7 protein-coding genes and 1 riboswitch are annotated in these 13,013 nt (G+C 51.9%); of the genes, 4 read left to right on the top strand and 3 right to left on the bottom strand.

Features of this window, described 5'->3' with window-relative positions; translation table 11 throughout:
• Positions 1–6 precede the first annotated feature (6 nt).
• From CLV60_RS17550 to CLV60_RS17540, 3 genes are all read right to left on the bottom strand, one after another.
• On the bottom strand, positions 7–2,211 hold the full coding sequence (locus CLV60_RS17550) for a TonB-dependent receptor plug domain-containing protein (RefSeq protein WP_106596678.1): 2,205 nt from the start codon (positions 2,209–2,211) through the stop codon (positions 7–9).
• Between the two features lie 2 nt (positions 2,212–2,213).
• Positions 2,214–2,846 carry a hypothetical protein gene (locus CLV60_RS17545; protein ID WP_106596677.1) on the bottom strand — a complete coding sequence of 211 codons (633 nt, stop codon included), beginning with the start codon at positions 2,844–2,846 and terminating at the stop codon, positions 2,214–2,216.
• Positions 2,847–2,949: 103 nt separating this feature from the next.
• Positions 2,950–3,131: riboswitch (cobalamin riboswitch) on the bottom strand.
• A 364-nt stretch (positions 3,132–3,495) separates the two neighbouring features.
• A complete protein-coding gene (locus CLV60_RS17540) occupies positions 3,496–3,828 on the bottom strand; it encodes a type II toxin-antitoxin system RelE/ParE family toxin (RefSeq protein WP_106596676.1) in 333 nt (110 codons plus the stop codon).
• Positions 3,829–4,028: 200 nt separating this feature from the next.
• Between CLV60_RS17540 and CLV60_RS17535 the strand changes: the two genes are divergently transcribed.
• The 4 genes from CLV60_RS17535 to CLV60_RS17520 are packed head-to-tail and all read left to right on the top strand — an operon-like array spanning position 4,029 to position 13,013.
• A complete protein-coding gene (locus CLV60_RS17535; RefSeq protein ID WP_106596675.1) occupies positions 4,029–5,387 on the top strand; it encodes a cobyrinic acid a,c-diamide synthase CobB in 1,359 nt (452 codons plus the stop codon).
• On the top strand, positions 5,384–9,664 hold the full coding sequence (gene cobN, locus CLV60_RS17530; protein WP_106596674.1) for a cobaltochelatase subunit CobN: 4,281 nt from the start codon (positions 5,384–5,386) through the stop codon (positions 9,662–9,664). Before CLV60_RS17535 ends, cobN begins: the two co-directional genes overlap by 4 nt.
• Before the next feature lie 23 nt (positions 9,665–9,687).
• Complete coding sequence (locus CLV60_RS17525; RefSeq protein WP_106596673.1) at positions 9,688–11,532, top strand: magnesium chelatase subunit D family protein; 1,845 nt, start codon at positions 9,688–9,690, stop codon at positions 11,530–11,532.
• Between the two features lie 5 nt (positions 11,533–11,537).
• Positions 11,538–13,013, top strand: a complete 1,476-nt coding sequence (locus CLV60_RS17520; protein WP_106596672.1) for a cobyric acid synthase — start codon at positions 11,538–11,540, stop codon at positions 13,011–13,013.

Here is a 13,013-nt window from a genome sequence, read left to right as displayed (position 1 = left end):
TCTGTTTTAAAAACTCTTCACATACCGCACCGACAACGCCCGTCCGGGTAGGTTGTAGCCTCGTTTTTCGTAATAATTTTCGTCAGTTACGTTGTTTAACTTCAATGCGATGGTATGACCGCCAGCGATTTTGAATTGGGCGGCGAAGTCGAGTACCATATATTGCGGGTATTCGATTTCGGGATTGATCGGGTCGGTGTAATCGATGTCCTTCCTTGTCCCTACTGCTCTCCCTGAAAGCCGCAATTGCAGCCAGTTTAAATTATCATAAGCCACTCCGAAATTGAAAGTATTGCGGGCGACGTTCTGAATGTCGCGGCGTATTTCGGAGGCGTCGGTACCTACGATGAGCTCTTTCGCTTTTATTATGGAATTACCGTTCCAGAATGCCTTCAATGAATAGCGGTAGTCGCTTTTTGCACCGAAATCATAAGACAACTCGGTTTCAAGACCCGTGATTTCGGCATCGGCTGCGTTGACAAATGTAGCCCGGGAGGTAATCACGTCGCCGTTTTCCAAAGGTTCGTTTACAGTTTTGATGATTTTGGCAATGCGGTTATCGACCTTGGTGCTATAAAGAGTCACATTAGCTGCGAAACCGGATTGGGGTTTGTTGAAATCCAGACCCAGATCCCAGCTCAGGCTGCTTTCGTTTTTCAGATCGGGGTTACCGGCTGTGACGGCAACGCGGCCTTTGGAATCACGGATTTCATTGTATCCGGCTACGCTGTACGCATCGGTGGTGACGAACGCCCGGCCTATATTGGCTTTCGCGCGGAGCGATGGCAGCAGGGCGTAGGTAATACCCAGGCTGGGGCTCGTAAATGGTGTTGTCTTTTTACCGGCTTTGTAGGTAGGCAATAGCGGCGTTTCGCGCACATCGAAGGTAATATGATCAAGACGGATGCCTGGTTGCAGGGTCAGTTTCCCGATGTTCAATAGTGCTTGTCCGAAGAATGCACTGGAAATCAACGCGTATTCAGGCTGGGTAGGGGCGCGCTCGGTGGTGTCGTTGGTCCAGCGACGGCTATTGGTAGACGCATTGAGATAATCGTAACCCAGTATTACCGAGTGGCGACCAAGTTTCCAGACATCTTTTACCTGAATACCCTTCCATGCGTTATGCCCCTGTGCGGAACGGAATGGCACGACTGGCTTGCCGGATACATTCTGGGTGTAGTTTTTGGTGTTTTCTTCCGAGGCATACACTTTCACGCTCGGACTGTGTTGCCCGATTTGCCCGGTCAATGAAACATCGATGGCCTGGCGGTCAACGTCCTTGGTACTGGCTTCGGTGCTTCCGGAGGACAGTTCGCCTGGCGATTCCACATCCCGCGCCTGAAATTGCTCCCCGCGCACATCCACACGCCAGCGATCGTTGATCTGATAGCCTAGCCTTAGTGCGCCAGAGAAATAATGCAGTTTGGTAAATGGCCTGCGGTTGCCGTCACCGGTTGTTTCGTCGGTTTCAACGACCGGGCGATCGGCGTAGTTTTTCTGAGCGTGCTTGTAGCCGAATGCATTACGCAGCCAGTTGTCCTCGCCGATCTTGTAATCTTTCGACCTTTCCAGATAGCTGAAAGACAGGTCGTAATCCAGTCTGGATGTGATGTTGCCTCCTGTATTGAGTCCCGCCTGCAATGTTTTGAAACTACCGTATTCCAGGAATGCATTGCCGCCAGGGGTACCTTTGGAGCGTTGGGTAATGACGTTGATCACGCCGCCCATTGCCTGCGAACCGTACAGTGACGATGCCGGACCTTTCAGCACTTCAATCCGTTCGACGCCATTCAAATTGATCTGTGAAAGGTTGGTAGCACCGGCGGGGCGTCCATCGATGAGCAATAGCGTCCTTTGATTTAACCCCGAAAACTGCGGACGAAACCCCCTGATGCCGATTCCGGAGGACAAATTGGGATACTGGATCACATCCACCGCAGCCGATTTCCGGACAATGTCGGTCAGGTCGTTGGACGGCGTCATTTGAATATCCTCTTTGGAAATGATGTCGAGTTTCTGAGCGATCTTCTCCTTTTTAGCTTCGAAACGGGTAGCCGTTACCACGACCGGATCGAGCAGTTTTTTGCCGGAGGAATCAGCGCTGCTTTCCTGAGCCGATACTATCGAGGTTGGGACCGCTGAAATGGCCAAAATTGAAAGAATCAGTCCGCCAGCTGAAATGCGGGTGGGGCGGTAGAATGGAATATGCATTGTTAAAATTGAAATGATTCAAAGAGAGTTATCGCGCCGATCAGGATTGAGAATGCACCGACCACGTAGTTGACGATCATCAGAAAACGCTCGCGTTTCCCGGCAAAGCGGCCGATGGAAAAGGCGAAAAAATAGCCATAAGCCGACATGGAGAGGATAATGCCGATGCTTTGCATGACAATAATCCATACGGCCGTCATGGCATCGCGCGCGGCGAGGGTGAGTGCTACGGCACACGCGCCGCCCGTACCTGCGAGGCCATGCACCATGCCCACCCAGAACGAACGGCTTACCTTGCGTTCAGTAGGGGCGGATGCAGTTACTTCGTCTGCTTTGAAATTCCGCCGGATCGCCAGAATGCCCAGCCAGACCATCAGTGGGCCCACCAGCATTTCTACCTTGTCGGCAATGTGCAGCGACAACGTCGATTTGAGCAGGAGTACCAGAACAGCAAATAAAATCAGCGTCAGCGAATGTCCGAGGGCCCAGTGAGACGACCGCCAGATGAGCTTCCATCGCAGTGCCGGATTTTTGTTTTCTTCTGTTGACAGGACCGAAACCGCAGCCATATGGTCGGGTTCGAAGGAATGCTGCACACCAAGGAGCAGGGAATCGATAAGCAGATACTGAATCATTTGGTTTTCCGCATAAATTAGAAATTAACTTATGGGAGAATGCAGGGAGTAGCGTGGCCGCAATGCAGCCTGCCGTTTCCTCTTGCCTTTCTTCCCGAAAGCAAAACCGGATTATTCAACGGCAGGTCTTCTGGCTCGTTCAGCTCTTGCGCCTTCCCGGGAACATCCCAGTGACATCATACAAGAGTATTGTTTTGAACTTACAGCAGCGGGTACTGCTCCGGATTTACACCGGATTCCCTTTTAATCACGCCGGAGGCGCGAACCAATGAATATGCAAAGCTAGGTGTTTTTGTCGGAGATAAACCAGAAAAATAACCGAATACCGCTAACTTTACGGCATTAAAAGTTCTTTAACATACTTCTCCAACAGGAAAAGGGATTGCGTATCAACGCATTTCAGGGGAATCGTTACGGCCGTTTATGCGGTCAATCACGAGCTGTCGCGCAACTGTAAGGGGCTTATGCCCGAGCCAGAGCACCTGTCTTTTCCTTGTTGACAATGCTTTCGCGGTATGAAGCAGGGTCTGGTTTGGATATTTGTTGGGCTTCTTTCACAGCGGCGGTCCGACAATCGCCTGGTAGCGCCGCTGCCGGGTAATGCCTTTCTACTTTCCTGCCGATTATTTTGACGACCTGTCAGTGCGCCTCAAATCTTGATTTTTCTGGTGGCTTTGATTTTGGAAGGACTGCGACTGCTGTGAATGATGTTCAGGACTTCAACACGTTCCGGTTTGACACGGTATACCACCAGGTATTTGCCATGTTGTAAGTTTCGGTAAATGCCGGTTTTGGTCGGAACAAAGCGACAAATAGGATGATGAAAGTATTCGACCGAAAGTTGATTGATGCGAACGTAAAGTTCTTCTATGAAGAGCGTCGCGGAAGCGTAGGAAAATGTTTCGAGGCCGTATGTGTAGATGTTTTCCAGACTTTCGATAGCCAGATCGCTAACGACTACCGGGCGAATTTCGACTTCCATTCAGCGATTTTCTGTTTTAGATCCTGCATAGAATGAAATTTCCCTTGTTGAGTTTCTTGAAGCATGCTTTTCACTTCCTCGTCGGTCATAGGCTGACCGGGAAGTGCGTAATTGGTTTTGAATGTTTTGGTTTTTCCCATAATCAAAAATAATAAGGATTTGACTCAAAAGAAAATAGGTGTCCGGAAGATAACTGCATCATGACCAATACAAAATCCAGTTTCCTCATCTCTGCGCCATCGAGCAATTCGGGTAAGACTACGCTGACGCTGGGGCTGCTGCGTGCGTTGAGAGACCGGGGGCTTGCAGTGCAGGCGTTCAAATGCGGGCCGGATTATATCGACACGATCCACCATACCACTGCTTCCGGCAGACCAGGGCTGAACCTGGATACTTTCATGGCTTCGGACATGCATATGCGTGACGTGTATGCACACTATGCGTCGCGCGCGGATGTGAGCGTGACCGAGGGCGTAATGGGCCTTTTCGATGGCGCCGATAAAATGAAAGGCAGCAGCGCAGAGATAGCGGCATTGCTGGATATCCCAGTGGTGCTGGTGATCAACGCCCGATCGATGGCCTATTCGGCGGCCCCGTTGATTTATGGGCTGAAGAGTTTTTATCCCGGCATTCGCGTGGTAGGCGCCATATTCAATTTTGTGAGCACCGAATCGCATTACCGGTTTTTGCAGGATGCATGCGTGGATGCCGGCGTGGAAGCATTGGGATATTTACCCAAAAATGAGGATTTACACATTCCATCCCGGCATTTGGGGCTGCATATTTCGGCCGAGACAGATTATGAACAGATTATCCAAAAGCTCGCAGCGATTATCCCGCGAACAGTGAATCTCGACAGGCTAGTGGAACTTACCGCTGTACATTGCAGCGGCGAACCTGGGTCGGTTTTAAATCCCCAAAATCAATCATACCATAAAAGTAATCCCCGGAACCTGCGCATTACCGTTGCCAAGGACGAAGCATTTACCTTCCTGTATCAACAGAATATCGAATGCTTACGTGCCTTTGGAGAAATCCAGTGGTTCAGTCCTTTACATGACGGCGATTTGCCAGAAACCGACCTGCTTTACCTCCCGGGTGGCTATCCCGAACTATTTGCCAAGGCATTGTCGGAGAATCGGACGATGCTGGAAAGTATCCGGAACTACTGCGCGAATGGCGGATTGGCCTATGCGGAATGCGGCGGGCTGATGTACCTCGGCAGGGGAATCATCGACGGCGAAGGTAGTGCTTTTAATATGACAGGCGTACTCGACTTGTCGACAACGATCCGGCATTCGAAAATGACGCTTGGTTACCGGGTCATGCATTGGGAAGGGCTGGAAATCAAAGGACATGAATTCCATTACTCTTCATTGAAGGAACAATTGATACAGGCGCCGCTTGCACCAATGACCAATGCGAGGGGTGTTCCGGTTGATACGCAGTTTTTTAGAGTAAAGAACACTTTCGCGACATACGCACATTTCTATTGGGCCGATAAGCTTGAATTCATTCAGCACCTCATCAACAAAACAAATATTGAAAATCCACAATGAAACGCCAGCGAGTAACCAGGTCCGACGGAAAGTCCATTAACCTCGTCCAGCGGCGCGGGCATCTTTCCTATTGTTACAATGCATGTTGCTGCGGGCGCGTCGATCGCGGGTATGCGCCCATTCCCGTGGAATTGTATAAAAATGAATGGCTGAGGCGGAAGCTACGGAATGTGGTGCATATGACCAAGGGCGGCTGCCTGGGTCCGTGCACGCTGGCTAATGTGGTGACCCTGCTATTCGATGGGCATTCGGTGTGGTTTCATTCGATCAATTATGAATGGCAGATCATCGCGATTTTTGATTACATAGAAAGCATGGTAAAGGCCGATCGGTACCTGGTGCCGCCCTCGGATCTGGCCGAATATGTATTTCAGTTTTACACCTGGAAAGGCTCAGAGGCTTCGACCGAACTTGGTCAAACGGCCATTCCTACTGACGGGATCGTGTTCCTCACACACGCGGATACGGACTTGCTCACGCTCGACCGCGCGATGCAGCTCCTGCCGGATGATTTCCCCAAGACGACGGGTATCAGCCTGATGGCGATCAAAAGTGAGGAGCAGATGCAGCAGCTGTTGCAGCGCGAAATCGCCGAGGCGAAAATCATTATTATCCGCATTCATGGGCGGCTGAGCAGTATTCCTGGGTTTAATGAACTGGTAAAATTGGCCGGGCAGCGGGGCCAGCACCTGATCGTGGTGAGCGGTACCGGAGAGCTGAATCCCGAATTTGCCGCCGTATCAACGGTTTCGCCGGATATTTTGCATGAAACCCTGGCCTATTTGCAGGCCGGCGGTTATAGTAACCTGATTTCACTCCTGAGCTACCTTTCGGATCACTTGTTGATGACCGGCTTCGGAGCAGAGGCACCCGTTAGCTTGCCCGAGCAAGGTATTTATCATCCCGATTTACCTGAATTTGCAGACCAGTCGGATTGGCTGAAATACCGTAATCCGGATCGGGCGACGATAGGCATTACCTTTTACAGGGCGCACTGGCTGAGCGGAAATACCCACTTTGTAGATGCCATGATCCGCGCGCTTGAAGAAGGCGGTGTGAATGTGCTGCCTGTATTTACTTCTTCGCTCAAATCGGTCAATGCTGAAACCGGTAAGCCGCTTGCATTTGAATTTTTCGAGACGGATGCGGGGATGGGAATCGATGTACTGGTCAATACAATTTCGTTTGCGATGACGGATATTCAGCCGGTAGGGCAGGGTAGTGAGCCTTCGCAGGCGTTACTGGACCTGAACGTGCCGGTTCTGCAGGCGATCACGAGCGGTATGGGACGTGGCCCGTGGGAATCCTCGGCACGCGGACTCAATCCGCTCGATACTGCCATGAATGTGGCTATTCCGGAGTTCGACGGCCGCATTATTACCGTTCCTGTTTCATTTAAGGAGAAAGGAAAAGATACACGTGGGTATGAGCCGCTGGATAACCGGGTTGATCGTGTCGCTGGATTAGCTATCCGGTTTGCACGTTTAAGGCATTTGCGGAATGCGGATAAAAAGGTTGCATTCATATTTACCAATTCCAATACGAAAGCTTCGCAAATCGGCAATGCAGTGGGGTTGGACGCGCCGGCTTCGCTGATGAATATATTGCGGGCAATGCAGGACGAAGGCTACCGCATCGACAACCTGCCCGCTACGGGAACGGAGCTTATCCATGCTTTGATAGACCTGTGTGCCTATGATCAGGATTTCCTGACGCCGGGCCAGCTTGCACAGGCCGCAGCCAGAGTTCCTGCCGCGCAATATGCGGGCTGGTTTGAGGAATTACCGGAGGCAGCCCGGCAAAAGATGCTGAAACAATGGGGCGCCGCGCCCGGCGAGACTTACGTGCACGACGGCCATATCGCATTGGCCGGCCTCGATTTGGGCAACGCATTTGTGGCATTGCAGCCGCCGCGGGGCTATGGTATGGATCCGGATGCGATCTATCACCAACCCGATTTGCCGCCTACGCATCATTATTACGCATTGTACAGATGGCTCCGCGACGGCTGGGGCGCCGATGCCATTGTGCACGTGGGTAAGCACGGAACGTTGGAATGGCTGCCCGGAAAAGGAATAGGGCTGTCGGAGAACTGCTTCCCTGATGCATTCCTGGCCGATTTGCCATTGTTTTACCCATTCATTATTAACGATCCCGGCGAAGGTTCGCAAGCCAAACGGCGCGCGCATGCTGTGGTTGTCGATCATTTGACTCCCCCGATGACGTCCGCGGACACCTACGGTGAATTGGCGCAGCTCACGCAGTTGGTGGATGAATATTACCAGGTTGAGAGCCTGGACCCTTCCAAATTGCCTTTGCTGCAAAGACAAATCTGGGATCTGATCAAACAGACCAACCTTGACGCTGACCTTTCGGCCATGTTGAGCCGCGATCACGGAGATCATAAGCATGACTGGGACGACGATATGACGCCCGAAGGCGTGCCGGTTAGCCTGGCGGAAATGGATGGAAAGGATATTGCGCATTTGATCGAGGATATCGACGGCTATTTATGTGAGCTGGGGGCCGCGCAAATCCGTAACGGGTTGCATACGCTGGGTGAAATGCCGGAAGGCGATGCCTTGCTGGATATGCTGCAAGCGCTCACACGGCTTCCAAACGGGCCTGTACCCGGGATGCAGGCTGTTTTAGGAAGTATGTATGGTTTTAATATTGATACACTTCATCAACAAAAAGGTCAAAAACTCCTCGTGCCTGGCGATAACCTGGCGGCATGGGCTGGCCGACCGGTCGTAACGGCGGCGGATGCGCTGGAAGTCCTGGATGAAATGGCGGCGCACATGGTCAGGCTGTTTGAACATTACCGATTTGACGGAGCGACGATTGACCGGGTCATATTTGAATCGATCGGGTGCAACCCGGATTTGCAGGAAGCGGCAGGCCTTCGCAAGATACTGGCATTCATATCGGAAGAGCTTGTCGCGAACCTGGCCCGCACGGACGAGGAAATTACGAATCTCCTGCATGGTCTCTCGGGTGGGTACTTACCTGCGGGCCCCAGCGGCGCGCCCACGCGCGGGATGGCGCATATCCTGCCTACGGGAAGGAATTTTTATGCCGTCGACCCACGGGTGTTGCCGTCGAAAGCGGCCTGGGAGGTGGGGCAGCAATTGGCCAAAGAGGTGTTGGACCGTCATTGGAAAGAGGCCGGGAGGTATCCCGAAAGTGTGGGAATCAGCATTTGGGGAACAAGTGCCATGCGTACGCACGGTGATGATGTGGCCGAGGTGCTGGCATTGCTGGGTGTACGGCCCCTTTGGCAGGAGGAAAGCCGTCGGATCAATGGTTTGGAAATCATTACTTTAACGGATCTAGGCCGTCCCCGGATCGATGTGACGACACGGATCAGCGGCTTTTTCCGGGACGCATTTCCGCACCTGATCGAATTGATGGATGAGGCGGTGCAGATGGTAATTGCCGCCGATGAGCCATTGGAAGAGAATTTTGTGAAAAAGCATTATTTGGAAGAACTCGCCGAACTGCAAAAGGACGACGCATTATCCATCGAACAGGCCGAGGAGCGGGCTGCCTACCGCATTTTCGGAGCGGCGCCCGGCAGTTACGGGGCCGGCATATTGCCTTTGATCAATGAAAAAAACTGGCAAACCGATGATGATTTTGCGCAGGCATATATCAATTGGGGCGGCTACGCGTATTCGCGCAATGTGCAGGGCACCGATGCCCGGAAGGAATTCACCCGTCGCCTTGCAGGCGTGGAAGTGGCGTTGCACAACCAGGATAACCGCGAGCACGACCTGTTTGACAGCGACGATTACCTGCAATTTCACGGTGGGATGATCGCCACAATCCGTAACCTGACAGGCCAGCAGCCCAAGCATTATTTTGGCGATTCGCAGGATCCTGCACGGCCGGTAGTAAGGGACTTGAAAGAAGAGACTTTGCGTGTTTTCCGTTCGCGCGTCGTAAACCCGAAATGGATCGAAAGCATTCAAAAACATCGTTACAAAGGTGCCCTGGAACTCACTGCCACCGTCGATTACCTCTTTGGCTATGATGCCACTGCAGGGGTAGTCGATGACTGGATGTACGAGAAAGTCGCCGAAACTTACGTGCTGGACGCTGCCATGCAACAATTTTTCGAAGAAAACAGCCCGTGGGCGCTTCACGCAATCGCTGAGCGCTTGCTGGAAGCGGCGCAGCGGGGACTTTGGGAAAAACCATCGGAAGAAGCTTTGGAAGGTTTGAAGGATTTGTATCTAAAAAGTGAAGCGCTGCTGGAATCACGAAGCGAATAATGCCTTTTTAAATGAAAAATGAAATGAATTTATACCCGTTTTCCGCGATCGTCGGGCAGGAGAAACTGAAAAAGGCATTGCTGCTGTGCGCGATCAATCCAGGCATCGGCGGAGTGCTCATCAAAGGTGAAAAAGGCACGGCCAAAAGCACCGCCGTGCGCGGTTTGGCGGAGGTAATGCCCGCATTGGCACACACCGGCGAACCGGTACCATTCGTCGATTTACCGCTGGGCGCTTCTGAGGACCGGGTACTCGGTAGCCTGGATATCGAGGCGATTCTTTCCAATAAGACTAAAAAGCTGCTTCCGGGCCTGCTCGCGAGTGCGCACGAAGGGATTTTGTATATAGATGAGGTGAACCTACTCGCCGATCACCTGGTGGATGTGCTGTTGGATGTAGCGGCGTCGGGAGTTAATACGGTTCAGCGGGAAGGGCTTTCGGTGAGCCATCCGGCACGGTTTGTGCTGATCGGGACCATGAACCCCGAAGAAGGAAATCTCCGTCCGCAATTTTTGGATCGCTTTGGGTTAATGGTGGAGGTTACGGCTCAAACCGATGTGCAGGCCAGGACCGAGGTTGTGCGGAGGAGGATTGCATTCGAAAGCGATCCGGCTGCGTTTGCAAGTCGATGGATGAGTGGGCAGGAAGCCGAGAGAGAAAAAATAAGCAAGGCCAGGGCTTTGCTTCCGTTTGTCCAAATGCCGGACGGATTGCTTAAAATGATCAGCCAGCTTTGCATTGAATGGGACGTGAGCAGCTTGCGTGCTGATATTGTGCTGTTCAAAACAGCGATTACCATTGCTGCATTGAATGGACGGACGGTAGTAACCCCGCAGGATATACGTGAAGGAGTCGAGCTGGTTTTGACTCACAGGAGGGGTAAAAAAGCATTGCCGCCACAAACTAATCCGTCGATGGATGATCATCAGGATAGCTCCGGCGAAGATGATACCGGGCAGCAAGATGAACGGCCTTCAAACCACCCAAAAACGGCGGCAAGTGACCAGGAAAAAGGCGAATGCGGCGAAGGAAATTGCGAGACGGAAGGCAACGAGACTGTTGCTGGTGTTGATTTTAGAATGAATATTCCAGAATTGTCAAACGCTGAACCTGTCACCCTACCGGTTACTAACAATGGCCGGGCAGTTAAAGCCAGGCAAAGCGAGAAAGGCTTTCAGGTAAGAGCCGTCAAAAGCGATACCACTACGGACATCGCTTTAACTGAAACGGTGGTACACGCCCTGGCGCGCGATCCTGACCAACTACATATTGGTAGGCAGGATCTGCATCAGAAAGTCAGAAATGGCAAGGCTGGTCACCTCATTATTTTTGTGGTAGATGCCTCGGGATCAATGGCAGCTGGTAAGCGCATGGAGGCCGTCAAAGGAAGCGTGATGCATTTGCTGCAAGACGCTTATCAGAAACGTAATGAGGTGGCGGTGATAGCCTTTCGCGGCGTGGAAGCGACCGTGCTGCTTGAACCGACCCGGAGTACAGAGCTCGCAGAGTTGGCTTTGGAAAAACTGCCGACAGGGGGGCGCACGCCATTGCCGCACGCATTGCAACTGGCGGGGAAAATGATCGCCGCTATGGCAAAAAGTGATCGGATTCAGCCGTTTCTGGTGATATTAAGTGATGGAAAGGCCAATGTACCTTTACAGGGAGCGGGCGGGGACGCCTGGGGGCAATCGGTGCAACTGGCCGGAAACCTAAAATATCCCGCATTGGTGCTGGATACCGAAAGCGGCTACGTCCGCTACGGAAAAGCGAAAGAACTTGCGGCGGCGCTGGGTGGCGAGTATTTGTCTTTACAGGGACTTTCGGCCAGTGAAATTACAGGCTCGATTGCAGGTCGGATTGATATTTAAATGCAATGAATACTAAGAAATTACGCCCGATCATGTTTGTGGGGACGGGCTCGGATGTCGGAAAAAGTGTGATCACCGCCGGTTTTTGCAGGATATTCAAACAGGATGGCTATCAGCCGGCGCCATTCAAGGCGCAGAATATGTCGCTTAACAGCTTTGTGACAGCCGATGGCCTCGAACTTGGACGTGCGCAGGCGGTACAGGCAGAAGCGGCCCGGGTTCCCTGCGAGTCGGATATGAACCCTGTGTTGCTTAAACCGACGAATGACAAGACGTCGCAAGTCGTTTTGAATGGTAAACCCGTTGGTAACCAGTCGGCCTACGAGTATTTTATGGCGAACGATCGCCGGGAGCTGTTTTCGGCCGTCAAGGAGGCGTTCGACCGGCTGGCTGCCCGGTATTCGCCTATTGTGATGGAAGGAGCGGGGAGCATTTCGGAGCTTAACCTCAAACACCGGGATATTACGAATCTAAGAATAGCCGCACATGCCGGAGCGGCTACCTATCTGATCGCAGACATTGATAAGGGAGGCGTTTTCGGCAGCGTTTATGGAACCATCGCATTGCTCACGCCCGAGGAGCGCGCGTGTATGAAGGGAATTATTATCAACAAATTCAGGGGAGACGGGCGATTGTTCGAAGAAGGGAAAAGAATGCTGGAAGACTTGACGGGACTGCCTGTGGTGGGTATTTTGCCGTATTTCCGGGATATTCACATCGAGCAGGAAGATTCTGTTTCGTTGGAGCTCAAATACCGGTCGGCAGTGGAAGGCAAGGTAAATGTGGCGGTGATTCTGCTGAAAAGGCTTTCGAACTTCACGGATTTCGACCGCCTTGAAAAGGACCCGAGAGTGAATTTGTACTATACCAATGAGCCCTCTGAAATTGCCAAAGCCGCGGTGATCATTATTCCCGGAAGTAAAAATACGATAGGCGATATGCTGGCGATCAAGAACAGTGGTGTGGCCAAGGCCATTTATGATGCACATAAATTGGGAAAGACTGTGATAGGCATTTGCGGAGGCTATCAGATGCTCGGCGAAAGCATTCTCGATCCGCACCATGTTGAAAGTGATATGGAAGAATTGCCGGGGCTGGGATTGTTGCCTGTAAAAACTATCCTGCAATCTGAAAAGACGACGTTGCAATGCACATTCCGCTTCCGCCAAAGTGACGAGCAATGCTCCGGTTACGAGATCCACATGGGCGAAACCACTGCATTGCAGCCTGGGGAGCCCGTTGCCGTATTCTCCGACGGCCGTCACGACGGCTACTTTCGCGATGGACGCACGTGGGGTACTTATCTTCACGGTATAATGGACAACCAGGTGGTTATCGATCATATTTTAAGCCCTTACACTAATGAAGAAGGCGTCCGGTACGACTACCAGGAGTTTAAGGAACAGCAGTACGACAAGCTGGCGGAATTGTTGCGCGCGCACATTGATATGGAATTGATTTATAATAGTATAGCTGAGTAG

It is taken from the genome of Dyadobacter jiangsuensis, from assembly GCF_003014695.1.
GTDB lineage: Bacteria > Bacteroidota > Bacteroidia > Cytophagales > Spirosomataceae > Dyadobacter > Dyadobacter jiangsuensis.
The sequence above is the reverse complement of the archived record's forward strand: the minus strand, read 5'-3'. Positions and strand labels throughout refer to the sequence as shown.

What these genes read in the sequence shown, in the direction of transcription:
- CLV60_RS17550 (WP_106596678.1), bottom strand. Translation starts at nt 2,211, where the DNA reads ATGCATATTCCATTCTACCGCCCCACCCGCATTTCAGCTGGCGGACTG.
- CLV60_RS17545 (WP_106596677.1), bottom strand. Translation starts at nt 2,846, where the DNA reads ATGATTCAGTATCTGCTTATCGATTCCCTGCTCCTTGGTGTGCAGCAT.
- CLV60_RS17540 (WP_106596676.1), bottom strand. Translation starts at nt 3,828, where the DNA reads ATGGAAGTCGAAATTCGCCCGGTAGTCGTTAGCGATCTGGCTATCGAA.
- CLV60_RS17535 (WP_106596675.1), top strand. Translation starts at nt 4,029, where the DNA reads ATGACCAATACAAAATCCAGTTTCCTCATCTCTGCGCCATCGAGCAAT.
- cobN (WP_106596674.1), top strand. Translation starts at nt 5,384, where the DNA reads ATGAAACGCCAGCGAGTAACCAGGTCCGACGGAAAGTCCATTAACCTC.
- CLV60_RS17525 (WP_106596673.1), top strand. Translation starts at nt 9,688, where the DNA reads ATGAATTTATACCCGTTTTCCGCGATCGTCGGGCAGGAGAAACTGAAA.
- CLV60_RS17520 (WP_106596672.1), top strand. Translation starts at nt 11,538, where the DNA reads ATGAATACTAAGAAATTACGCCCGATCATGTTTGTGGGGACGGGCTCG.